This window comes from Pseudomonas sp. P8_229 (genome assembly GCF_034008635.1).
Classification (GTDB): Bacteria; Pseudomonadota; Gammaproteobacteria; order Pseudomonadales; family Pseudomonadaceae; genus Aquipseudomonas.
This window is the reverse complement of record NZ_CP125378.1, coordinates 5,245,138-5,268,649: the sequence shown is the minus strand read 5'-3', so window position 1 is coordinate 5,268,649 and position 23,512 is coordinate 5,245,138. Positions and strand designations below refer to the sequence as shown.

The window sequence follows — 23,512 nt, the reverse complement described above, 5'->3', positions numbered from 1 at the left end:
GTGGCGCCGAGACATCTATTGGCCGACGCGTGGCGCCAAGTTTATACGGCCTAAAGTCGGCAATCGACCAAAAAAATGCATTGTTGAATCGACATCTTCACCACACCTTGTAGGGCGATTCTGAAAAACCCACTGGCCATGACCATTCGTGCTCGCGTTTTCGTACCCTCTGCCGTCCGTACTGCCCCACAGAGCCCGTATGCATGCTCAATGATCAGCAAAGCCCGTTCACCCTGACCCTGACCGACGGCCCACTGTGCCTGCCAGTGCTGCGTTTCAGTGGCAAGGAAGCCCTCAATCAGCCTTTTCGTTTCGAGATTGAAGTGATGGGTCTGGCCCCGGCCCTCCCCCCAGGCAGCCTGCTGCGACAACCGGCGTACCTGCGTCTGGGTGCCGATCACGGGATTCATGGCCAGATCCACAGCGTCAGTTGCGAGCATCGCGCCAGCCACCGGATCGCCTACCGGCTGACCCTGGTCCCGCAGTTGCTGAGCCTGGCGCAGGCGCCGCGGCGCCGGGTCTTCGTGCAATCAAGCGTACCGGCGATCCTCGCCCAACTGCTCGGCGAACACGGGCTGACTGCGGACAGTTACCGGATCGAGATGAGCGTCGGTCATTACCCGGTGCGGCCGTTTTGCATTCAGTACGAGGAAAGCGACCTGGCCTTGCTGCAACGGCTGTGCGAGGAGGAAGGCATTCACTATCACTTCGAACATTACCCGCTGGGGCATGTCGTGGTGTTTGCCGATGACAACCTGAGCCTGCCGCAGGAGCCGATGCCGCTGCCGTTCGCCGTCGCTGACGACAGCCCTTCACCTCGCCTCAATACAGTGTTTCAACGCCACGACGCGACACCGATCATGGCCGCGCCGGGCATTCGCAACCGGGGCCAACAGGTGATTGCCGAAGACGCGGCCAATCACTCTGTGCCCACGGTCATACCCTTGCAGCTGTCGGGCACACAGCGCCACGCCGAACAACGCAGCCGTCGCCACCTGCAGCGCCAACGCTGCCAGTCCCGTTCGATCCACGGGCGCAGCGATTGCAGCGCACTGCGCAGCGGGCACCTGTTGCAGATCAGCGAGCACCCGATCAATGCGTTCAACGAGCAATGGCTGATGACCGAGCTGCAGCATCAAGGCCAGCACCCCTCGATCCTCGACCCGACAAGCGAGGAGCATCACTATCGCAACCACTTCACCGCCCTGCCCTGGTCAACCGAGTTCCGCCCGCCCCTGGCTCAGCCGCGTCCGAACATCGCTGGATATCACCTGGCCCGAGTGCTGGGTACGTCCGGCCAGCCGGCGCAACTGGATGAGCTGGGGCGCATCGGCGTCAGCCTGTGGCCTGCGCAGGAAGCGGACGCTGCTTGTCTGTGGTTGCCGATTGCACTGACCGGCGCCAATGGCCGCCTCACCGCCCATGAACTGCCCCGCGCCGGCAGCGAAGTCTGGGTGAGCTTTCTCGACAGTGATCCGGATCGACCGATCCTGTGTCTCGCCAACCCGCGCCCTGCGCCACCGCGTGAAACTCCGCCAACCCGCGACAGCAGCCTGCTGCTCGATTGGCTGCTCAACAGCGCCGGGCCGTAGCCGCGCCATACACTGGATTCGAGTACACCTGCCAGAAACCGGTTGGCTGACAGGCCGCCTTCGCGAGCAAGCTCGCTCCCACAATGGGATTGGGTGCGTTCAGTTCGAAATTGGTCGGCTGACAGGCCGCCTTCGCGAGCAGGCTCGCTCCCACAGAAAGGCAAAAGCAGACCGCATCCGCTTCTCACCACTCAACAGGATGAGCGTTAGCTCGGCTGCAGCTTTTGATTTTGATCTCGGAGCCCGTCGGCAGGCCTCGTTCCGGGGTTTATCCGGGGGTGGGAGCGCAGCGACCGTTTGGCGTAGCCAAACACATCGAGAGGAGGTGCAGCGAAGCAAACCGGAGGCGATGCCCCACGGATGAATCCCGGAGCGAAGGAACCCGAGCCACAGCGAGGGCCGAACGTCAGGGTAAAGCCTTTTTGGTTACTTTTTCGGCGTCTGGAAAAGTGACCCGCCGTAAGGGCGGAACCCTAAGCAGCCGTTACCGCAGAAACGGATATGTACCCCTCGATCAAAAGCCAAGCCGAGCACCAGTTCCCACACGTTCCCTGTGTATTCAACCCTTGTCAGCCTTACCCGCCGCCGCCGCAAATTTCGCCAGACGCACATCCAGATGCCGCGGCCGACGCCCATGATCTTCGGCATGTTCCTTGCGGCGAATCGCATTACGCACCATCAATGACCCCAGATAACGAATCGGCTCCGGCGGAAAATACCCCAGCGGCCCATTGACCAATGGCGAACGGGTCCACGGGTTGTCGAGCCCCTGAACCAACGAGGCGAGAATCTGCCCGCCCATATGACACGGACCGACGCCACTGCCGGAATAACCGAAACCGTAGAACACATTGCCACTGGCACTCATCTGCCCGAAAAACGGCAGACCGGTGACCGAACGATCCGACGGCCCGTTCCACGTCGCATCGACCTTGATCTCGGCGAACGCCGGAAAAAAGTCGCCAAGACTGCGCTTGAGCAACCCGGCATACGGCGATGGCTGATCGAACACCGGCAGCATTCGCCCGCCATAGGCAAAGGTGTTGCCGCCCTTGCCGAGCATGATCCGGCCGTCCGGGGTGTTGTGGTAGTAGTGCACGAAGATCCGCGAGTCGAGCACCGTGACACCACTGGTCAAACCGATTTCCTGTAGCAGATCCGGGCGCGGTTCGGTGATCAGCATGTCGCTGGACACGATCGCCACGCTGCGTTCGAACTGCGCAAACGCCCGGGCCATCCACGCGTTCATCGCCAGCACCACACGGTCGGCGATCACGCTGCCATTGGCCGTGTGGATTCGCGCCGGACGGCCTTCTTCCAGACCGGTCATCGCCGTGTTTTCGTGGATCTTCACCCCCAGTTGCAATGCCACCCGACGCAGCCCGCGCACCAGTTTGCCCGGTTGCACACTGGCCGCCGCCGGCGAGAACCAGCCTTCCAGATGCTTACTCGAACCGGCCATGCGCTGCACGTCAGCGACTGGACGCTGGGTGAAGGAGTTGATGCCATTGCGCTCCAGCGCCGCGATCACCGCGTCGGTCGAGCCGACCTGAGCGTGGTTGGTGGCGGTGTACAGCGTGCCGTCGAGGCGGTAATCGGCGTCGACGCCGTACTGTTCGCAGAACTCGCCGATGGCGTGAATGCTGCGCTCGGATTCCTTGACCAGGCGCACCGCTTCCTCGACCCCAAACAGGCGCTCGAGGGTGAAATACTTGGCCGACCACGACAGCGCACAACCACCGTTGCGCCCACTGGCACCGGCGCCGCAGATGTCGGCTTCGATCAGCAAAACATCGAGTTCAGGGTTCTGCTGCTTGAGCATGATCGCCGTCCACAACCCGGTGTAGCCGCCGCCGACGATACACACGTCAGTGCGCACTTCGCCTTGTAACGGCGGGCAAGTCGCGGATGGATCAGCCTGCAAGGCTTGCTCGAGCCAAAACGGTCTCATGGGATTCTCCAGTCATCGGGCCACGCCACAGCCTGCCGCGAACACCGCAGCAGGCCGCGAGGCAAAGGGTTTCAGGAACGCAGCGGTTTGATCGTCAGCGGGCAATTGGGAATGGACGCGCGCGGCTCCATCACCTCGACCGGGCGGCTATTCCAGTGCGGGATCAGCACCAGTGCCGAGAACAACGCGCAGCCGGCAAAGACGATGAACACCGTCACCGAGTCGAAGTAACCCGGCAGCAGTCCGCCGAGCACCGCGCCGACCGAGCCACAACCGTTGACGAAACCGGCAGCGGTCGCGCCAGCCTTGGCCTTGCCGAAATCGATGGCGGCGGCGCCGCTGATCATCGAATCCGGGCCGTACAGGGTCAGGCCCATGACAAACAGCAGCGCCACCACCAGCATCACGCTGCCGGTGTGCAACGCGCCCATGAACAGCGCCAGGGTTACGGTCAGCGCCAGCAGGCTGAGGACGCAGGCCGGCATGCGCCGGGCACCGAACAGTTTGTCCGAGGCCATGCCGATCATGATCGGCCCGAGCAACCCGGCCAGTTCGAACGAAGTGGGAATGATCGCCGCGCCGACCTTGCCGACACTCGGCATCTGTTCGAAGACGATCACCGGCCCCCACAACAGAATCGCGTAGCGCGCCGGTTTCAACATGAAGTACGCCAGGCCCAGGACCAGCACCGTGCGGTTGCGCAGGATCTCCTTCAATGGCTCCCAGACGCTGAGTTTGCTGTTGGCTGCGGTCTCTTCGGCACTCAGTTCCGGCTCCGGCTCTACTGCCGGCAGGCCGACGTCTTCCGGTTTGTTGCGCTGGAAGATAAAGAACAGCACCGCCACCGCCGCAACCACTGCCGCGCTGGAAATGAACGCAGCGTGCCAGGTGCCCATCAGCGTATACGCCCACCAACCGGCGAACGGCGAAGCCACCAGCCCCCCAAACGCGTAGCAGGAACTCCATAAGCCGAGCACGCGCCCGCGCTGTTCGGCGGGGAAGAAACTGCCGAGGTTCTTGCACAATCCCGACCAGCCGGTGGACTGCGCCAGCCCTTGAATCAGCATGCAGGTGGCGAAGATCGGCAGCGTGGCAAAACTGCCCATCACCAACGCGGCAGCGGCGGAAATCAGCAAGCCGCCCAGCACCACGACCCTTGGGCCAAAGCGGTCGGCGAGCATGCCCCAGGTGAATTGGCCGATGGCGTAGGCCGCCAGATAGATGGCGTCGAGGTTGGCCATGGCCATCTTGTCGAGCATGAAGGTCGGGTCTTCGGCGATGCCCAGTTTGGCCACCGAAAAGGCTTTGCGGGTGAAGTAGAAAGCGGCGTACGCGAGCCAGGTGATAGCGAAAATCTGCATGCGCCAACGCGCAATGGTGCCGATGTGCTTGTTCATTGTGGTTCTGACCTCAGGGTGTGAGTGTGCCGGCAGAATCGTTAAGTAAACGCCTGTGTTTTTTATTGTTGAGCACTGCGTTATCGCCCCATCCCTGTGGCGATAACGGTCAGATGAGTCCTGTTGTTGCACGCCCAGGCTCATCGCCAGGGTTGCTGCCCGCACGGGCAGTCAGCGCTGGCGTGAGCGGATCAAAGCAATTACTGTTTAATAAATAAAATCGATTTATCGTATTTCACACATAAGCTCAGCTTGTTACTGGAGTCACGATGTCTGTCTCCCACGCCCAGCTCAAAGCCTTCCACGCCGTGGCCGTGCATGGAAGCTTCACCAAAGCCGCCGAACGGCTTTTTCTCACGCAACCGGCAATTTCCGACCAGGTGCGCAAACTTGAAGAACGCTTCGGTGTGTTGCTGTTTCACCGCAATAAACGTTCGGTACGCCTGACCGATCTTGGCGAACGCCTGCTGGCCATCACCCAGCGGCTGTTTGTGATTGAGGCTGAAGCACAGGAATTGCTGCAGGAATCCCAGGCGTTGCAAACCGGCAGCCTGATTCTCGCGGTCGACGCCCCGGTGCATGTGTTGCCGCAGATCGCGCGGTTCTGCGAGCGCTACCCAGGGATCAGCGTGAAGATCGAGACCGGCAACACCGATGAATCACTGTTTCGCCTGTTCAACTATCAGGCCGATCTGGCATTGCTGGGGCGCGATGTCAGTGATGAACGCCTGCTCTGCGTGCCGCTGCGTAACGACCCGATGGTGGCGTTTGTCTCGCGCCATCACCCGTGGGCCGAACGCGAGTCGATCTGCCTGGCGGATCTGGATGACACGCCCCTGGTGTTGCGCGAACACGGTTCGGTGACCCGCCAGACCCTGGAAGAGGAAATGGCCCGCGCCGGGTTTCGCATTCGTCCGGCGATTCAGGTCGAAGGCCGGGAAGCGGCGCGCGAGGCGGTGGTGGTGGGGATTGGTGTGGGGGTGGTGTCGGCGGCGGAGTTTGGTGCGGATTCGCGGGTGTGTGCGTTGCCGATTACCGATTGCACCCGGCGTTTGACCGAGACACTGGTGTGCTTGCGTGAGCAGAGTTCGCGGCGGGTGGTGGCGACGTTTCTCGAGATGGTTCGCGAGAGTCTTGTGTAAGGCAGGTCCGGCCTCATCGCGAGCAGGCTCACTCCTACATTGGACTTGCGGCGAGAACAAATCCCCCTGTAGGAGTGAGCCTGCTCGCGATTGGGGCACCACGGTGTATCAGGCCGGCGCCAGACCAAAAAACGCCTGAATCAAGCGCAACTCCCGCCGCCGCTCCATGCAGCCGATCATGTGCCGATTGACCAGCCCGTCCCCGACAATCGGAATCGCCACCACTCGCGGGTCATGGCTGACTTCTACCGATGACACCACACCCACCCCGAGTTCCGCCGCCACCGCCTCGGTCACCGCCTCGCGGCTGTCCAGTTCCAGCAGCACTCGCGGATTGACCGCCGCCTGCGCACACGCCTGATCGAAGGTGCGCCGGGTAATCGAACTCGGCTCACGCAGCACCATGATCACCTGATCCAGCTCCTTGAGCTGCACCTCGCCGGCACGCTGCGCCCACGGATGTGTGGCGGGCACCAGTGCGCAGATCCGCGACTCGCTCAAGGCTTGCAGGTGCAGGCCCTTGCGCGGTTCGACCTCGGTCAGCACCGCCACATCGGCGTGTTCCGACAGCAGCGCGGCGAGGGTTTCCTGGGCATTGCCCAGTCGCAGGTTCACCGTGATCCCTGGATACCGCGCGCGCAGGCTGGCAAGCATCGGCATGACCATGTGCGGGCCGTCTGCCGCCACTTCCAGGCGCCCGGTGAGCAACTGGCGGTTGGCTTCGAGCAGGGTCTGCGCTTCCTCGGCCAGACCGAACATGGCCCGGGTGATCGCCGCCAGTTTGATGCCCTCCTCGGTCAGCTCCACCCGGCGCGCGGTACGCCGTAACAAGGTGATCTGGTAATGCTCCTCCAGCGCCTTGATGTGACCGGTGACCGCCGGCTGGCTGATGAACAGGCGCGCGGCGGCGCGGGTGAAGCTGCCTTCCCGGGCCACGGCGTCGAAGGCGCGCAGCTGGAACAGATTCATGAATAACCCTCACTGATGGCTGGCATAACAACAAACAATTTGATTGATGCGACGCTCAATTGCAACGTATGCCCCGTAGCTTCATCCCACAGCGCTATCGCGAGGACACACGAATGAGTACTGCCGCACCCATCCTGCTCACTCCCGGCCCGTTGACCACCTCGGCCCGCACCCGCCAGGCAATGATGGTTGACTGGGGGTCATGGGATGACCGCTTCAATCAGCTGACCGCCAGCCTTTGCGAACAATTGCTGGCGATCCTCAACGGCGCCTCCAGCCACCATTGCGTGCCGTTGCAAGGCAGCGGCACCTTCGCCGTCGAAGCGGCCATCGGCACGCTGGTGCCGCGTGACGGCAAAGTCCTGGTGCTGATCAATGGCGCTTACGGCAAGCGCCTGGCGAAGATCTGCGAAGTGCTCGGGCGCTCATTCAGCACCTTTGAAACCGCCGAAGACGAACCGACCACCGGCGCCGACGTCGACCGTCTGCTGCGCGCCGATGGCGATATCAGCCACGTCGCGCTGATCCACTGCGAAACCAGCACCGGCATCCTCAACCCGCTGCCGGAGATTGCCGAGGTTGTTGCGCAACACGGCAAGCGCCTGATCATCGATGCCATGAGCTCGTTCGGCGCACTGCCGGTGGACGCGCAAAAGGTACCGTTCGATGCGTTGATCGCCGCTTCGGGCAAGTGCCTGGAAGGCGTGCCGGGGATGGGCTTCGTCTTCGCTCGCAAGGAGTCGCTGGCTGCAGCCGCCGGCAACTCGCATTCGCTGGCGATGGACCTGTATGACCAGCACACCTATATGCAGAAGACCGGCCAGTGGCGCTTCACCCCGCCGACCCACGTGGTCGCCGCGTTGCACGAAGCGTTGCTGCAATACAACGAAGAAGGTGGCCTGCCAGCGCGACATGCGCGCTACGCCGCCAACTGTCAGGCGCTGATGGAAGAGATGGGCAAGCTCGGTTTGCGCAGCTTCCTGCCGGCGGCGATCCAGGCGCCGATCATCGCCACCTTCCATGCGCCGAAAGACCCGAGCTACCAGTTCAAGGACTTCTACGAACGGGTCAAGGCCAAGGGCTACATCCTGTACCCCGGCAAACTGACCCAGGTCGAAACCTTCCGCGTCGGCTGCATCGGCCACGTCAACCCGGACGAAATGCGCCAGGCCGTGGCGGCAGTGGGTGAAGTGCTGCGCGAGATGGAAGTGCTAGAGATCTAACCCACACCAAAAATCCCTTTGTAGGAGTGAGCCTGCTCGCGAAGGCGTCGTGTCAGCCGCCATCAATGTTGAATGTGCCACTGCATTCGCGAGCAAGCCCGCTCCCACCGTTTTGAATTGCATTGCCAACTCAGGAATTTGCTCAACATGAACTACACCAACCCAAGCAAACTGCAAGCCGCCATCCTCGACTGGGCCGGCACCGTGGTCGATTTCGGCTCGTTCGCGCCAACGCAGATCTTCGTCGAGGCCTTCGCCGAATTCGACGTTCAGGTGTCCATCGAAGAGGCCCGTGGCCCGATGGGCATGGGCAAGTGGGACCACATCCGCACCCTGTGCGATCAGCCGCAGGTCGCCGAGCGTTATCGCAAAGCCTTCGGCCGCACCCCGACCGACGATGACGTGACCGCGATCTACAACCGCTTCATGCCGCTGCAGATCGAGAAGATCGCCGAACACTCGGCGCTGATTCCCGGCGCGCTGGAAACCATCGCCAACCTGCGTCAGCAAGGAATCAAGATCGGTTCCTGCTCCGGCTACCCGAAACAGGTGATGGACAAGGTCGTGGCCCTCGCCGCCACCAACGGCTACGTCGCCGACCACGTGGTGGCCACCGACGAGGTGCCGAACGGTCGCCCATGGCCGGCTCAGGCCCTGGCCAACGTGATTGCGCTGGGTATCGACGACGTCGGCGCCTGCGTGAAGATCGACGACACCGTGCCGGGCATCCTCGAAGGCCGTCGCGCCGGGATGTGGACCGTGGCGTTGATCTGCTCGGGCAACGCGCTGGGCCTGGATTACGCTGGCTACCGCGCGCTGGGCAGCGACGAACTGGCCAGCGAGCGCGAGCGCATCCACGCGCTGTTCGCCGGTTCGCGCCCGCACTACATGATCGACACCATCAGCGACCTGCCGCAAGTGATTGCCGACATCAACAAGCGTCTGGCCAAGGGTGAGATGCCGCAGTCGAGTTGATCGCGCCTATTCGTCAAAACAACAAAAAACGCCAGGGTCTTCGCGACACTGGCGTTTTTTTTGGCTAAAGCCCTGACTCAGCGCATTGAAACTCCGATCAGCATCAGGCAAATCCGCCAAAGCGGATTACAGTTAAAGCATGCCGTCGCACAAGAGCGGCAGTAGCGACCCTGATCTGTGAGGAAATACCGTATGCCGTGGACAAGTTCCGAATCACGCTACAGCACCGTATCCGTCCTGTTGCACTGGCTGATGCTGGTCCTGTTGGTGCTGGTGTACGCCAGCATGGAGTTGCGCGGGATCTTTCCCAAAGGCAGTGGTGGCCGCTCACTGATCCGCGAAGTGCACTACATGCTCGGCCTCACCGTGTTCGTGCTGGTGTGGTTTCGCCTGGTAGCGCGCAGTATTGGCCCGGCACCGAAAATCTTCCCGGCCTCGCCGCAGTGGCAAACCCTGCTGGCGCGGGCGATGCACTGGCTGTTGTACCTGTTCATGATCAGCATGCCGATTCTCGGCTGGCTGATCACCAGCGCCGAGGGGCATCAGGTGATGTTTTACGGTTTCGACTTGCCGTTGCTGGTCCATGAAGACAAGGCGCTCGCCAAGCAGGTGGAGCACTGGCACGTACTGATCGGCAACATCGGCTACTGGCTGATCGGACTGCATGCGCTGGCGGGGCTTTATCACCATTATGTGGTGGGCGATAACACGCTGTTGCGGATGATGCCCAAGCGTAGTCAATAAGGTCAGGCAGTACCCTGTGGCGAGGGGATTTATCCCCGACGGCTGCGCAGCAGCTCCGCGCATGCAATGGGCAATTAAATCTGATACACCGCATGCACAGGTTTTGGGCCGCTTCGCAGCCCTTCGGGGATAAATCCCCTCACCACAGAGTTACTCATTCATCTTGTGATGAATCCGCGGCGCCCCTGCAAACCGCCGGTATGTACGAATATCAACCGCGTACCGTGTTCGAACCCTCCTGTTTCAATCTGCTGTTTCAGCGCCATCAACGCTTTGCCGGTATACAGCGGCTCAAACGGGATGCCGCTGCTCTGTTCAGTGTTGTCGATGAATTCAAGCAACACCGGATCAACCTTGGCGAAACCACCCCGGCTTGCGTCGAACAACGCGTAGTCCGCCGCCGGCAGGTCCGCCTCGCGAACAATCGCCTCAACCTGCGGCGCCACCCCATGATCATCAGGCACCGCCAGCGCGCCGTACACCGGATGCGCACCCGCCTCGGCGAGCACCAGCCCTGCCAGGGTCGTCCCGGTGCCACACGCCAGCCACCAGCCGTGATAATCGCTCCAGCCCAATTTGCTCAGTTGCCCGCTCACCTGTTCCTTGAGCGCTTTGCAGCCCAGTGCGCCGGCCAATCCGCCGCCGCCCTCCGGCACTGCGTACAGATTCGGGTACTGCGCCTGCCAAGGCTCCCAGAAGCCGGGTTCATGTCGCGCCCGATAGCCACCGTAACCGAGCCAATGCAATTGCATGCCAAACGCCTGCAAGTCCATCACCGTGGGCGTTTGCTGCGGATGGCCGCGCAACAGGCCGACGGTTTCGAAGCCCAGGCGTTTACCGGCAGCCGCCAACGCATGCAGATGATTGGAATGCGCGCCACCGAGGCTGATGACGCCCTGCGCGCCGACGCGGTCGGCAGCCTTGAGGTGTTCGATGAGCTTGAACCATTTGTTGCCGCTGATCAGCGGGTCGATCTGATCCAGACGCAGGATCGCGACCTCGATTGCGGCGCGGGTGAGCCAGTCGAGTTGCAACAATTCGAGGGGGGCCTGGGGTAGCCAGTGGGCGGGAGGAAGCAGCATGAGTGGCGGTTCCGGAACAAGAACCGCCATGTTAACAGTCAAAAACACTTTCCCCTGTGGGAGCGGGCTTGCTCGCGAATGCGGTGTATCAGTCGACATATGCAATGACTGACCCGACGCATTCGCGAGCAAGCCCGCTCCCACCCTAGAGATGTGTTGGGCTTACAGTTCAGCCGCCAGACGCGAACCCTGATTGATCGCGCGCTTGGCATCCAGCTCCGCCGCCACATCGGCGCCGCCGATCAGGTGCACGTTCTGCCCCGCTGCCACCAGACCTTCCTGCAGATCGCGCAGCGGATCCTGCCCGGCGCAGATCACGATGTTGTCCACCGCCAGCACTTGCGGCTCGCCGGTTTCGCCGATGCGGATGTGCAGCCCTTCATCATCGATCTTCAGGTATTCAACGCTGTTGAGCATCTGCACCTGCTTGTTCTTCAGGCCCGTGCGGTGAATCCACCCAGTGGTCTTGCCCAGACCGTCGCCGACCTTGGTTTTCTTGCGCTGCAACAGGAACACTTCACGGGCCGGCACGTGCGGCGCGGCTTTGATCCCAGCCACGCCACCACGGGCTTCCAGATGGGTGTCGATGCCCCACTCTTGCCAGAACGCGGTGCGATCCAGACTGGTAGCCACGCCTTCGTGCACAAGAAACTCCGAGACGTCGAAACCGATACCGCCCGCGCCGATCACGGCAACGCGTTTGCCCACCGGTTTGCGTTCGAGGATCACGTCCAGGTAACTCAGCACCTTGGCATTCTCGACGCCCGGAATCGCTGGCACACGCGGCGCGATGCCGGTGGCGAGGATGATTTCGTCGTAGCCGCCTTCAACCAGTTTCGCCACGTCGACGCGGGTGTTCAGGCACACCTCGACGTGGGTGGTCTGCAACTTGCGCTTGAAGTAGCGCAGGGTTTCGAAAAACTCTTCCTTGCCCGGCACACGCTTGGCAATGTTGAACTGGCCGCCAATCTCGCTGGCCGAATCGAACAGCGTCACCTGATGCCCGCGCTCGGCGGCCACGGTCGCGGCGGACAAGCCCGCAGGCCCGGCACCGACTACGGCGATTTTCTTGATCTGCTGCACCGGCAAGTAATTAAGCTCGGTCTCGTGGCAGGCACGCGGGTTGACCAGGCAACTGGTGAGCTTGCCGCCGAAGGTGTGATCCAGACACGCCTGGTTGCAGCCGATGCAGGTGTTGATTTCGTCGGCACGGCCTTCGGCGGCCTTATTGACGAAGTCCGGGTCGGCGAGGAACGGCCGGGCCATCGAGACCATGTCGGCGTCGCCCTCGGCGAGAATCTGTTCGGCGATTTCCGGAGTGTTGATGCGGTTGGTGGTGATCAGCGGAATGCTCACCGATCCGCGCAGCTTGGCGGTGACCTTGCTGAACGCCCCGCGCGGCACTTTGGTGGCGATGGTCGGGATCCGCGCTTCGTGCCAGCCGATGCCGGTGTTGATGATGGTCGCGCCGGCCTGCTCGATGGCTTTGGCCAGGGTCACGATCTCATCCCAGGTGCTGCCGCCCTCGACCAGGTCGAGCATCGACAGACGGAAAATGATGATGAAGTTCGGGCCGACCGCTTCACGCACGCGGCGGACGATTTCCACCGGCAGGCGCATACGGTTTTCGTAGCTGCCGCCCCAGCGGTCGGTGCGGTGGTTGGTGTGGGCGGCGAGAAACTGGTTAATGAAATAACCTTCCGAGCCCATGATTTCCACACCGTCGTACTCTGCGGTCTGGGCCAGCACCGAGCAGGTGACGAAGTCGCTGATCTGCTTCTCGATGCCTTCCTCGTCCAGCTCTTTGGGCTTGAACGGGTTGATCGGCGCCTGGATCGCACTCGGCGCGACCTGTTTCGGGCTGTAGGCATAACGCCCGGCGTGAAGGATCTGCATGCAGATCTTGCCGCCCGCCTCGTGCACCGCGCGGGTGACAATGCGGTGCTTGAGCGCCTCTTCCTCGGTGGTCAGCTTGGCCGCGCCGGAGTACACGCCGCCCTCGTCGTTCGGGCCGATACCCCCGGTAACCATCAGGCCGACGCCGCCACGGGCACGTTCGGCGAAGTACGCCGCCATGCGTTCGAAGCCGCCCGGTTTTTCTTCAAGGCCGGTGTGCATCGAGCCCATCAGGGTGCGGTTGCGCAGCGTGGTGAATCCCAGGTCCAGCGGGGCCAACAGGTGCGGGTAATGAGCGGCGGTCATCGGTAACTCCACAACGAGCGATCACGGAAATTGCGGGAGCTCTGCGTCCCCCGTCAGTCATGTTCGACAGACTAAGAGTCGCACCGCTGTCACTCAATGACCGAAACTGACAACTTATTGATCCAAATGCGCAGCACCCCTTGGCAAGCGCAGACATGCGCCCTACCCTAGTCGCCACACCCTGTACCCGGCTGTTGTTGGTTTTCATGCGCAAACTTCTGTACCTGTTCTTTTCCATGGCCATCGTTGCCGCCCTTACCACCTACGCCATGTGGGCGGCGGACCGGCCGGCGGGGCATTACCTGTCGGACCTGCGGATCAAACTGGCGGTCGATCAGGGCACACCGGCCGACCGTGGCAACTTGCTGGGAATTCAACCGGAACTGTTCCCCACCGACTACCAAAGCCCGGAGCGCCTGCACCGCAAACTCGCGGCCTATCTGCAGCAGGCGCAGGACCAGGGGCTGTTGAACGAAAAAACCGTGGTGGTACTGCCCGAGCACGTCGGCACCTGGCTGATGATCAGCGGCGAGAAAGACGAGTTGTATCAGGCCCCCACCCTCGCCGAAGCGATGAACTGGCTGGCGGCAAGCAACCCGCTGCTGTTCGCCCGCGCCTGGCTCAGTGCCAAGGGCGAAAATCGCCTCGACGACGCGCACCTGCGCATGAAGTCCAGGGCCATGGCCAAGGATTATCAGGCGCTGTTCGGTGGTCTTGCCAAAGAGTTCCATATAACGCTGGTGGCCGGCTCTATCGTGCTGCCCGAACCAAGTATTCGCGACGGCCAGCTCAAGCCCGGCAGCGGTGCGCTGTTCAACAGCAGCGTGGTGTTTGGCCGTGATGGTTTGCCGCTGGGCCAGCCACAGCGGCAGATGCACCCGATCTTCGAACAGCGTGACGTGATCGAGAGCGAAGACGAGCACGCAATCACCGTAGTCGACACCCCGGCCGGGCGTTTGGGGGTGCTGATCGGCAGTGACAGCTGGTATCCGGACAACTATCGCCAACTCGATGAGTTAGGCGCACAACTGGTGGCGGTGCCGGCGTTCGTGGTCGGTCACGGTGCGTGGAATCAGCCGTGGGGCGGCTACAAGGGCTCGAACACACCGGGGTCGGTCAGCCTCAAGCCCGGGGAAATCAGTGAGGGTCAGGCGTGGCATCGCCTGACGCTGACCGCGCAGCCGCCGAGCAGCCGCGCCATTGCCGGCATGAGTGTGTTCCTGCGCGGGCAGTTCTGGGATAAACCCAGTGCAGGGCAAAGCTTCCTCAGCAGCAACGGCCAGCAATTCGCCGATGGCGAAGCCCGTGGCGCACGTCTGCTGAATATCTGGTTGTAAACCATGCAGCCGCTGCCGATGCGCCTCGGGGATCTGTCGGTAGGTTTCGTCCACAGCCTTGCCGATGCGGTGCGCAGCCATGGCGCCGATCCGCAACCGTTGCTCGAACAATACGGCCTGGACACCGCGCGACTGGCCGAGGCCGGTGCGCGGCTGTCGATCCCGCGTTACATGCGTCTGGGGCACAGCGCAATTCAGTTGACCGGCGATCCGGCGCTGGGCCTGCGCATGGGCCAGCTCAGCCGTCTGAGCCAGGCCGGACTGGCCGGGGTCACCGCCGCACAGGCACCGACCGTGCGTGAAGCGGCCCGTTGCCTGATCCGCTTCGAGCCGCTGTACGGCTCCAACTATCGCGGGCAATCGAGTTTTCACGAAGACGCCCACGGCGCTTGGCTGCGTTTCTACTCGATCAGCCCGTACAACGCCTATAACCGCTTTGTGGTGGATTCGATCATCGCCGGCTGGCTGCATCAGTTATCCAGCGTCGGCCGCGAGCCACTGCGGGCCGAGCACATCGACATCGAATTCGACGAGCCGGACTACCGCGACGCGTACAGCGTGCTGGGTGACTGCCCGATTCAGTTCGGCGCCGAACGCAATCAACTGCGCCTGAACCTCCACAGCCTCGCCCTGCGCAACCCGGAACACTGCCCGAGCACCTGGAAGCATTTGCTTGCGTTGTGTGAGCGGGAACTGGAGCAATTGACCCGCACCCGCAGCCTGCGTGAACGCATCACTCAACTGCTGGGGCCGTTGCTCAATGGTGGCCGGGAACCCGATCTGGAAGAAGTGGCGGCACGCCTGAAGCTGCCGACCTGGACCTTGCGACGCAAACTGGCCGAGGAAGGCACGCAGTTTCGCGCGATCCTCAATGACACCCGCCGCGACCTGGCAATGACCTATATTCGTGACACCGAACTCGCGTTCGGCGAGATCGCCTACCTGCTGGGCTTTGCCTCAGCCGAGGCGTTTCAACGCGCCTTCAAACGCTGGAACGGCCAGACCCCCGGCGAGTTTCGCCGCAGTCACCGCAAAAGCGCCTGACGCCTTACAGCTCGGTGGCGTCTTCGGCCGGCTCTGGCTGATCCAGTTCAAACGCCTGGTATTCGAGCAGTTCTTCTTGATAGTCGTCCATCGTGTCATCCCCTTGCTGCCCGCTTGAAAAATAGCCCGGCCAAATGACCAGTGCTTCGAGCATATCGTGCCCGTATGAAGGAAAAGTGAAACCCGGCCTTCATGAAATAAAACGTAGCAGGTGGTCAGGAATTTATCGCGGGATTTTTGTCAGGGGAATGTAACGAGATTTCACGTACTGCAGAAACAACTGTGGGAGCGTGCTTGCTCGCGAAAGCGTCAGTACATTCAGCATCGATGTGACTGAACAACCGCTTTCGCGAGCAAGCCCGCTCCCACAGGGGATGTGCGTGTGAGTTATTGCATCGCCGGAATCGGCTCGGATGGCGGCGGGATATTGCTCGGGTTGGGCGGTGGCGTGATCGTTTCGGTGGCCGGTGCCGGGGTGATCGGCGCGGACTCGGCTGGCGGCACCACCGGCTCGGAACCCACCGGCGTCGGTGAAACCGGGGCCGGCGTCGGTGTTGCTGCCGGGGCTACCGGAGCAGTGGTCTGGGCTGGCTCGACAATCCCGGCCGGCAGCGGCGCGGGAGTTGTTTCTACCGCCGGCGACGGTGTTGCCGGCGCGACAGAGGCGGGTTTGGGCTCCGGCACACCCAGATCAGTCTTGGGCTTTTCTTCGATGTGCGCGGCTTTCTTCGCATCGGCCGGCAGGAACAGTTCGACCAGAGTGAAGAAACGCTCATAGAACTTCTGCGAGGTCACGGTCTCACTGGCGACCTTGACCATCGAATCGTCCGAGGAGCCAATCGGCATCGACACCGAACCCAACACGCCGACCCCGAGGCTGGCAGAGTTGTTGGTCTTCTTCAGCGCATAACGGTCCTGCAAGGCGTTGGCAAACACCGTGGCATGATGCTTGGCACTGCCATCTTCGGCACACACCACGTTGAAACTGATCTCCAGGTGGGTTTCACCGGTCTGCTGGAAGCTCTTGTGGCCGCTGACCAGTTTCGGGTCACTGCTGGTGATGATGTAACCCTGGCTGAGCAGCGCACGACGGGCCGCCTCGCAGCTGGCGACATCGGCCACCGGGTAATTGCGAGAATACGTACCGGAATCGTCGAAATTCTCATGCTCATAGATCGGCTTGTCTTTCGAACAGCCGGCGACAGCGGTCAACAACAGTGCCAACCCAACGACACGCATGGGAGTTGAAATCAACATTAAACATCCTGAGGGAAAACGGTCCGGGGCGTATTGTGCAACAGAACTTGGCCCTGCGGCGCATGGATTGTGTCTTAAAGCCGTTACAACCCTATTGACCATTGTTTGCCGGGAAAAGTCGCAGCGACAAGTGATCGATGAAGACACGTAATTTGGCGGTGGCATGGCGACTGGAAGGCCATAACACCCAGAACTGACCGACATGCTGCAGATGCGCATCCAGAACTCGCTGCAGGCGCCCATGCGCCACATCCTCATGAGTCATGAAGTCCGGCAGACAGGCGATGCCCATTCCGGCCAGCGCCGCATGACTGACAGCTTCGATGGACGTGCTGACCAGCCGCGTCGGCAAGCTCGGCTCCGGCGCGCCCTCCTCGCGGATCAACGGCCACGGCTCCAGCTTGCCGGTGGCGTGGAAGGTGTGCCGCAGGCACGCATGCTCAGCCAGATCGGCTGGTGTCTGCGGCACTCCGCGCTGCTGCAGATACAACGGACTTGCCACCAACACCATGTGAAACTCGCCCAAGGGCCGTGCCATCAGCCGTGAATCGCGCGGCTTGCCGGTACGAATCACCGCATCAAAGCCCTCCTCGACCACGTCGACCATGCGATCGGTCAGGTCCAGATCCAGTTCGATCTGCGGGTACAACGCCATGAACTGGTTCATCACCGGCATCACCAGCCCGTGCACCTGCGGCAGACTGATGCGCAGCTTGCCGTGGGGCTGCGAGGCCGAATTGCACAGTTCGAACTCGGCCGCTTCCACCTCGGCGAGAATCTTGCGACAGCGCTCAAGGAACAGCGCGCCTTCACTGGTCAGCGTGATGCTGCGGGTGGTGCGATGAAACAGCCGCACACCGAGTCGCGCCTCAAGCCGCGCAATACTTTTGCCGACCGCCGAGGACGACACGCCCAGCAGCCGTCCGGCCTCGGTAAAACTGCGGGTCTCGGCGACCTGCACAAACACCGAAATACTGCCCAGGCTGTCCATTCCAATCCTCCCATTCACGACATCCGTGTCCGATATGTTCGGAACCGTAACCCATTTTTCTCTAATGCGCAGCGCCCTAGCCTAAGGACTTCACCCCCTTGGGCAAATGGACGCAGACTCATGAATGATGCACAACTGACCTCCGCAGACCTCACCCAACCGGCCGAGGCGCGCGAACGATTACCCCTCGGCGCCCTGCTGGCCCTGGCCACCGCCGGCTTCATCACGGTGCTGACCGAAGCCATGCCCGCCGGCCTGCTGCCGCAAATGAGCGCGGGCCTGAATGTCTCACAGGCGCTGATCGGGCAACTGGTGACGCTGTACGCCATCGGCTCGATGCTGGCGGCCATCCCGCTGACCATCGCCACCCGAGGCTGGCGTCGTCGGCCATTGTTGTTGTCCGCCATCGGCGGCTTTGCCATCGCCAACAGCATCACCGCCCTATCGGAGCTGTACTGGCTGACCTTGATCGCACGCTTGCTCGCCGGGATCTTTGCCGGACTGTTGTGGGCGCTACTGGCCGGCTATGCGAGCCGCATGGTTGCCCCGCACCTGCAAGGCCGGGCGATCACCGTGGCCATGCTCGGGGCGCCGCTTGCACTGTCGCTGGGCATACCGGCCGGCACGTTGCTCGGCACCCTGGTGGGTTGGCGCCTGAGCTTCGCCATCATGACCGCGCTGACGCTGCTGCTGGTGATCTGGGTGCGCTGGCAAGTGCCGGACTTTGCCGGCGAACGGACAGGAAAGCGCCTGCCCCTACGTCAGGTCTTTACCCTGCCCGGCGTGCGATCGGTGCTGTTCGTGACCCTGTCCTACGTGGTCGCCCACAACCTGCTGTACACCTACATTGCCCCGTTCCTGCAACCGTCGGGGCTGGGCGGCGATATTGATCGCGTGCTGCTGGTGTTCGGCCTGGCCTCAGTGCTGAGCCTGTGGATCGTCGGCAGCCTGATCGATCGCTGGCTGCGCGAACTGGTGCTCATCAGCACGGTGCTGTTCATGCTCTCAGCCGTCGCTCTGGGCCTGTGGCGCGAATCGGCGCCAGTGATATACATCGCCGTCGCCATATGGGGATTGGCGTTCGGCGCGATGCCCTCGCTGCTGCAGACTGCCTTGGCGAAAACCGCTGGAAAGGCTGCCGATACAGCGCAGTCGATGCTGGTGACGCTGTGGAATGTCGGGATTGCCGGGGGTGGGCTGGCGGGTGGATTGTTGCTGGGGAATCTGGGGGTTGGGGGCTTTCCGTGGATTGTGGTGGGATTGCTGGTATTGACCTTGTATGCGGCGCTCAGGGCGCGGGGGCATGGGTTTGAGTGATTGGGATTGTGAGGAGATGGGTGGCTGCTAGGCCGCCTTCGCGAGCAGGCTCGCTTGTATGGTAGGACTTGAAGGGAGGAGGAGGGACAAGGCTCGATTCTGACTGTTAGCGCAGTACAGACCGTGGGAGATTTCACCCCTCCTCCTTTCACCCAAGCGCCGATAAAGAATGCATCTGGCCTAGACCGACGATAGGAACAAGCCTGCGCCTCTGGGTGAACCCTTCAAGCGTTCAAACCTTAGCCCGGAGGATTTCTCATGGCAATGCCCGTCGTTACCACTCAGTCGATTATCGGGGTTGATGTCGCCAAGGACGAACTGGTGATTTATCACGCCGAATCAGATCAGCTCGAGACAATCTCCAATACCAAAGCGGCGATCAAGAAATGGCTCAAAACCGCTGCCAAGCCAGTGGCAATCGCCATCGAAGCCACCAATATCTATCACCAGGAATTTGCTGATCTGGCGTATGCCGATGGTTGCGTGATCTATATGGTTGGCGGTTATGAGCTCAGCCATTACCGCAAAGGTGTGAACGTTCGCGCCAAAACTGATGCGCTGGATGCCCGATTACTGGCCCGTTATCTGACAAACGAAGGGGACCACTTACGCCCTTGGACACCGCCGTCGCCCTTGTATTGCCGGCTCATCAGTCTTTTCCGGCGCCGTGCGGCTCTGGTCCAGGCTCGTGTTAGCCTCAAGCAGAGCTGGGAGAATGAGCCATTGCTCAAAACCGTTTTCAAAAATCAGATAAACGCCATGCAAAGACTGGAAATCCTGCTGGAGAAAACGATCCTGGCGCAGATAGACGAAGCCGGTTTAGGCGCTCAGCTCAAGCGTTGCATGAAGGTAGAAGGCATCGGTACGTTGACCGGCGCCCGCTTGCTCGCATCCTTTCAGCGTGGGGACTTCAGGAATGCCGACGCTTTCATCGCCTTTCTGGGCCTGGATCTGCGCATATCGGACTCAGGCAAAAAGAAAGGCCGTCGCTGCCTGACCAAACGAGGCGACTCAGAGGCACGTCGATTGCTGCACAACGCTGCAATGGCGGCGAGCCGGACCTCGGCGTGGAAAGGGTTTTATGAGGCTTTAAGAGAGCGCGGATTGAGCACTACCCAAGCACTGGTCGCACTAGCCCGCAAGCTTGCCCGGGTGGTATTTGCTCTGTTGAAAAACCAGAGCGAATACTCACCTAAAGCCGTTTAGGGGCTAGGCATGAACCATAGAATCTCCCACAGTGGGATTGGGTGCAGGCAGTTGGAGAGTGGTCGGCTGTCAGGCCGCCATCGCCAGCAGGCTGGCTGGCTCCCACAATTTTGAACTGTGTGCATCGCACGCGGCGCAGCCGCCCCACTCAACAGGATGAGCGCAAGCTCGGCTGCAGCTCTTGATCTGCTGGCCCCATCGGCAGGCTGAGTGGAGGGGTTTATCCGGGGGTGGGAGCGCAGCGACCGTTTGGCGAAGCCAAACACATCGAGAGGAGGTGCAGCGAAGCAAACCGGAGGCGATGCCCCCGGATGAACCCCGCAACGAAGGAACCCGAGCCACGGCGAGGGCCGTACGCCGGGGCCCAGCGTTTTGGTTACTTTTTGGCGTCTGAAAAAGTGACTCGCCGTAAGGGCGAAACCGCCAGCCGCCACACCCGAAACAACGGATATTCACCCACCCCCCAAGAACATGGCCGGCGCAAAGGCCGCCACGACCAAAAACCCAGACAAAAAAAAGCCCCGACCATAAGATCGGGGCTTTCCTGTCACCACTCAGTCAAACATCAATACCGCTTGATGTCCGCCTGACTTTCCAACTGCTTGCGGAACGCCGCAAAGTCCTGCTGCCCCTCACGAGAAGCGAGGAAGCGACGATACTGCGCCTTCTCTTCATCGGTCGGCGCCACCGCTTCGTTCACGCCATTGAGGCGCACGATCATCAGGCTACCGTCCTGCAGCGTTACGCTGCTGAAGGTCGGCTTGTCCTTCGCTGCCGGCTTCGGCATGCGGAACAGCGCCTGCAGCACAGTCGGGTCAACCCCTTCCTGAGCGCGAGTTGCCGCTGCAACAACCTTCCAGCTCTGACCATCAACCGCTTTGTCCAACGCAGTCTTGCCATCGCGCAGGCTGGCGATCAACTGATCAGCCTTGGTCTTGGCAGCAGCGCTGGCGTGCTCTTTGGTCAACTGGGCACGGATTGCCGTGTTAACGGCTTCCAGCGGCAGTTGTTCTGGCTTCAGGTGTTCCTTGGCGCGCAGCACGACCACGGTTTCCGGGTCCAGCTCAATACCGGTGCTGTTGGCGTTTTCTTCCAGCACTTCCTGGCTGAATGCAGCCGCCACCACAGCACGATTGGCCGAAATGCCTTCGCCACCTTCACGGCCGAACGGCTTGGAAGTGTGCACGGTCAGCTTCAGATCCGCCGCTGGCTGAGCCAGGTCAGACGCTTCGAACGCCGAGTCTTCCAGTTGCTTGGTCGCCTCGACGAAACGCTGCTCGACCTGTTGCGTCTTCAGCTCGCGGGTCAGCTTGTCTTTCAGGCTGGCCAGGGTCGGCACCTCAGGCGCTTCAACACCCAGCAGCTTGATCAGGTGGTAACCGAAATCGGTACGCACCGGCGCGGACACCTGGTCCTTGTTCAGCGAGTACAGGGCTTTTTCGAAGGCTGGATCGTAGACGCCAGGACCTGCGAAACCGAGGTCACCGCCATTGTTCGCCGAACCCGGATCCTGCGAGAACTCCTTGGCCAGCGCGTCGAACTTCTCGCCCTTGGCCAGACGCGCCTGGACGTCTTCGATCTTCGCCTTGGCTTGAGCGTCGGTGGTCTTGTCGTTGACTTCGATCAAGATGTGCGCGGCACGACGCTGTTCCGACAGATTGGCGATCTCTTTCTGATACGCCGCCTGCAGGTCTTCGTCCTTGACGGCGACCTGGTCGAAGAACGAAGACTTCTTCAGCTCGACGTAATCGACAACCACCTGTTCAGGGGTCATGAATTCCTTGGCGTGCTCGTCGTAGTAAGCCTTGACCTCATCGTCGGTCAGCTTGACTGCGGCCGGATCGGCCTTGACGTTCAGCGAAGCGAAATCACGGGTCTGTTTTTCCAGACGGGCGAAAGCCAGTACTTCGGCATCGGTGACGAAACCGCTGCCGGCAACACCTGCACGCAGCTGGCCGATCAGCATTTCCTGAGCCAGCATCTGGCGGAATTGCATGCGGGTGTAGCCCAGTTGACGGATCACCTGGTCGAAGCGCTCGGAGCTGAACTTGCCGTCCACCTGGAATTCAGGGGTCTGCAGGATCACCTGATCCAGTGCACCTTCGGAGAAAGCGAATTTCGATTGTTCTGCACCTTGCAGCAGCAGCTTGCGATCGATCAGACCCTTGAGGGCCGATTCGCGGAGCATTTTTTCGTCAAGCAAGGAAGCATCGAAGTCCTTGCCCAGCTGTTGCATCAGCTGACGGCGTTGCATGTCAACGGCCTGGCTCAGCTCGTTCTGGCTGATTTCTTCACCATTGACCTTGGCCGCATCGTTGGTGTGCGTCGTGGCCTTGAAAATGGCATCGAAACCGGTCAGAGCCATCAGTGCAACGATGACCCCGATAATGGTCTTGGCAATCCAGCCTTGTGAATTGTCCCTGATATTCTGCAGCATGCGTCCCCCAGAAACGGTTGAACTTCAAAAATTTGGCAACCGTGGAGCGTGGGTAGAATCCGGATAGAAGAAAGGCGCATCCGAGGATGCGCCTTCTCGTAACTGGCGGAGCGGACAGGGCTCGAACCCTCGATCCCGGCGTTACAAGCCACTGCTTCAGCGACCTGCTCTACCGCTCCGCTGCCAAGTCAGGCATGACCCCGACCCGGATGGGTAAAAACCTGAAACAAACTAACTTAGTTAACCGCTTCTTTCAGTGCTTTACCGGCTTTGAAACCTGGCTTTTTAGCAGCAGCGATTTGCAGCGTCTTGCCGGTCTGTGGGTTACGACCAACGCGAGCTGGACGATCAGTCACGGAGAAAGTGCCGAAACCAACCAGAACAACGGAGTCGCCAGCCTTGAGAGCGCCAGTGACGGATTCGATTACAGCGTCCAGCGCACGGCCAGCAGCAGCTTTCGGGATATCAGCGGATGCAGCGATAGCATCAATCAGTTCCGACTTGTTCACTCTAAGTCCCCTTATATCTATTTTGAGATGATTCTAAGTTTTTTGGTGAAAGCAAAAACGAGTGCTGAATGGCCTACAGACACTTAAGAGCCGCTTTATAACAAGGGCTCTAAAAAGCTGTCAAGGAAGCCACCCAG

The 23,512-nt window shown here is 61.2% G+C and carries 19 protein-coding genes; 9 read left to right on the top strand and 10 right to left on the bottom strand.

Annotated features, from left to right (window positions below; all coding sequences use genetic code 11):
* The first annotated feature begins 203 nt into the window (after window positions 1-203).
* The gene (locus QMK55_RS23705; protein WP_320330072.1) at window positions 204-1,592 is read left to right on the top strand and encodes a type VI secretion system Vgr family protein; all 1,389 of its coding nucleotides are present in this window, start codon (window positions 204-206) and stop codon (window positions 1,590-1,592) included.
* Between the two features lie 559 nt (window positions 1,593-2,151).
* On the opposite strand, the gene QMK55_RS23700 is transcribed toward QMK55_RS23705, so the two are convergent.
* Complete coding sequence (locus QMK55_RS23700) at window positions 2,152-3,543, bottom strand: FAD-dependent oxidoreductase (RefSeq protein WP_320330071.1); 1,392 nt, start codon at window positions 3,541-3,543, stop codon at window positions 2,152-2,154.
* Window positions 3,544-3,614: 71 nt separating this feature from the next.
* The gene (locus QMK55_RS23695; RefSeq protein WP_102358955.1) at window positions 3,615-4,940 is read right to left on the bottom strand and encodes an MFS transporter; all 1,326 of its coding nucleotides are present in this window, start codon (window positions 4,938-4,940) and stop codon (window positions 3,615-3,617) included.
* A gap of 269 nt (window positions 4,941-5,209) precedes the next feature.
* Here QMK55_RS23695 and QMK55_RS23690 point away from each other — a divergent pair, with 269 nt between their 5' ends.
* Entirely contained in the window at window positions 5,210-6,082 is an 873-nt protein-coding gene (locus QMK55_RS23690; RefSeq protein ID WP_102358954.1) for a LysR family transcriptional regulator, read from the top strand.
* Window positions 6,083-6,190: 108 nt separating this feature from the next.
* On the opposite strand, the gene QMK55_RS23685 is transcribed toward QMK55_RS23690, so the two are convergent.
* The gene (locus tag QMK55_RS23685; RefSeq protein ID WP_320330070.1) at window positions 6,191-7,051 is read right to left on the bottom strand and encodes a LysR substrate-binding domain-containing protein; all 861 of its coding nucleotides are present in this window, start codon (window positions 7,049-7,051) and stop codon (window positions 6,191-6,193) included.
* A 113-nt stretch (window positions 7,052-7,164) separates the two neighbouring features.
* Here QMK55_RS23685 and QMK55_RS23680 point away from each other — a divergent pair, with 113 nt between their 5' ends.
* From QMK55_RS23680 to QMK55_RS23670, 3 genes are all read left to right on the top strand, one after another.
* Complete coding sequence (locus QMK55_RS23680; protein ID WP_102358952.1) at window positions 7,165-8,274, top strand: 2-aminoethylphosphonate--pyruvate transaminase; 1,110 nt, start codon at window positions 7,165-7,167, stop codon at window positions 8,272-8,274.
* Window positions 8,275-8,421: 147 nt separating this feature from the next.
* Complete coding sequence (gene phnX / locus QMK55_RS23675) at window positions 8,422-9,249, top strand: phosphonoacetaldehyde hydrolase (protein ID WP_102358951.1); 828 nt, start codon at window positions 8,422-8,424, stop codon at window positions 9,247-9,249.
* A gap of 192 nt (window positions 9,250-9,441) precedes the next feature.
* Window positions 9,442-9,993: a cytochrome b gene (locus QMK55_RS23670; protein ID WP_102358950.1), complete on the top strand. Its 552-nt coding sequence runs from the start codon at window positions 9,442-9,444 to the stop codon at window positions 9,991-9,993.
* 158 nt (window positions 9,994-10,151) lie between these two features.
* Here the strand turns inward: QMK55_RS23670 and QMK55_RS23665 are convergent, their stop codons facing one another.
* Together QMK55_RS23665 and QMK55_RS23660 are read right to left on the bottom strand one after the other, a co-directional pair.
* A complete protein-coding gene (locus QMK55_RS23665) occupies window positions 10,152-11,075 on the bottom strand; it encodes a 1-aminocyclopropane-1-carboxylate deaminase/D-cysteine desulfhydrase (RefSeq protein WP_102358949.1) in 924 nt (307 codons plus the stop codon).
* Window positions 11,076-11,237: 162 nt separating this feature from the next.
* A complete protein-coding gene (locus QMK55_RS23660; RefSeq protein WP_102358948.1) occupies window positions 11,238-13,277 on the bottom strand; it encodes an NADPH-dependent 2,4-dienoyl-CoA reductase in 2,040 nt (679 codons plus the stop codon).
* 206 nt (window positions 13,278-13,483) lie between these two features.
* Between QMK55_RS23660 and QMK55_RS23655 the strand changes: the two genes are divergently transcribed.
* A complete protein-coding gene (locus tag QMK55_RS23655) occupies window positions 13,484-14,614 on the top strand; it encodes a nitrilase-related carbon-nitrogen hydrolase (protein ID WP_102358947.1) in 1,131 nt (376 codons plus the stop codon).
* A 3-nt stretch (window positions 14,615-14,617) separates the two neighbouring features.
* Window positions 14,618-15,658 (top strand): AraC family transcriptional regulator, encoded by a 1,041-nt coding sequence (locus QMK55_RS23650; protein WP_320330069.1) that lies wholly within the window; start codon window positions 14,618-14,620, stop codon window positions 15,656-15,658.
* A gap of 4 nt (window positions 15,659-15,662) precedes the next feature.
* Here QMK55_RS23650 and QMK55_RS23645 read toward each other — a convergent pair whose 3' ends face one another.
* The 3 genes from QMK55_RS23645 to QMK55_RS23635 form a co-directional block, all read right to left on the bottom strand.
* Complete coding sequence (locus tag QMK55_RS23645) at window positions 15,663-15,812, bottom strand: hypothetical protein (protein ID WP_178082180.1); 150 nt, start codon at window positions 15,810-15,812, stop codon at window positions 15,663-15,665.
* A gap of 233 nt (window positions 15,813-16,045) precedes the next feature.
* Complete coding sequence (locus tag QMK55_RS23640) at window positions 16,046-16,915, bottom strand: DUF2242 domain-containing protein (protein ID WP_102358945.1); 870 nt, start codon at window positions 16,913-16,915, stop codon at window positions 16,046-16,048.
* 91 nt (window positions 16,916-17,006) lie between these two features.
* Entirely contained in the window at window positions 17,007-17,906 is a 900-nt protein-coding gene (locus QMK55_RS23635; RefSeq protein WP_102358944.1) for a LysR family transcriptional regulator, read from the bottom strand.
* Window positions 17,907-18,026: 120 nt separating this feature from the next.
* On the opposite strand from QMK55_RS23635, the gene QMK55_RS23630 reads away from it, so the two are divergent.
* Both QMK55_RS23630 and QMK55_RS23625 read left to right on the top strand, forming a co-directional pair.
* Window positions 18,027-19,223 (top strand): MFS transporter, encoded by a 1,197-nt coding sequence (locus tag QMK55_RS23630; protein ID WP_320330068.1) that lies wholly within the window; start codon window positions 18,027-18,029, stop codon window positions 19,221-19,223.
* A 258-nt stretch (window positions 19,224-19,481) separates the two neighbouring features.
* Window positions 19,482-20,429, top strand: a complete 948-nt coding sequence (locus tag QMK55_RS23625) for an IS110 family transposase (protein ID WP_320329975.1) — start codon at window positions 19,482-19,484, stop codon at window positions 20,427-20,429.
* Between the two features lie 565 nt (window positions 20,430-20,994).
* Here QMK55_RS23625 and QMK55_RS23620 read toward each other — a convergent pair.
* Window positions 20,995-22,866 (bottom strand): SurA N-terminal domain-containing protein, encoded by a 1,872-nt coding sequence (locus tag QMK55_RS23620; RefSeq protein WP_102355838.1) that lies wholly within the window; start codon window positions 22,864-22,866, stop codon window positions 20,995-20,997.
* Between the two features lie 236 nt (window positions 22,867-23,102).
* Window positions 23,103-23,375, bottom strand: coding sequence for an HU family DNA-binding protein (locus QMK55_RS23615; RefSeq protein ID WP_008077714.1), 273 nt, complete (start codon window positions 23,373-23,375; stop codon window positions 23,103-23,105).
* Window positions 23,376-23,512: the final 137 nt, after the last annotated feature.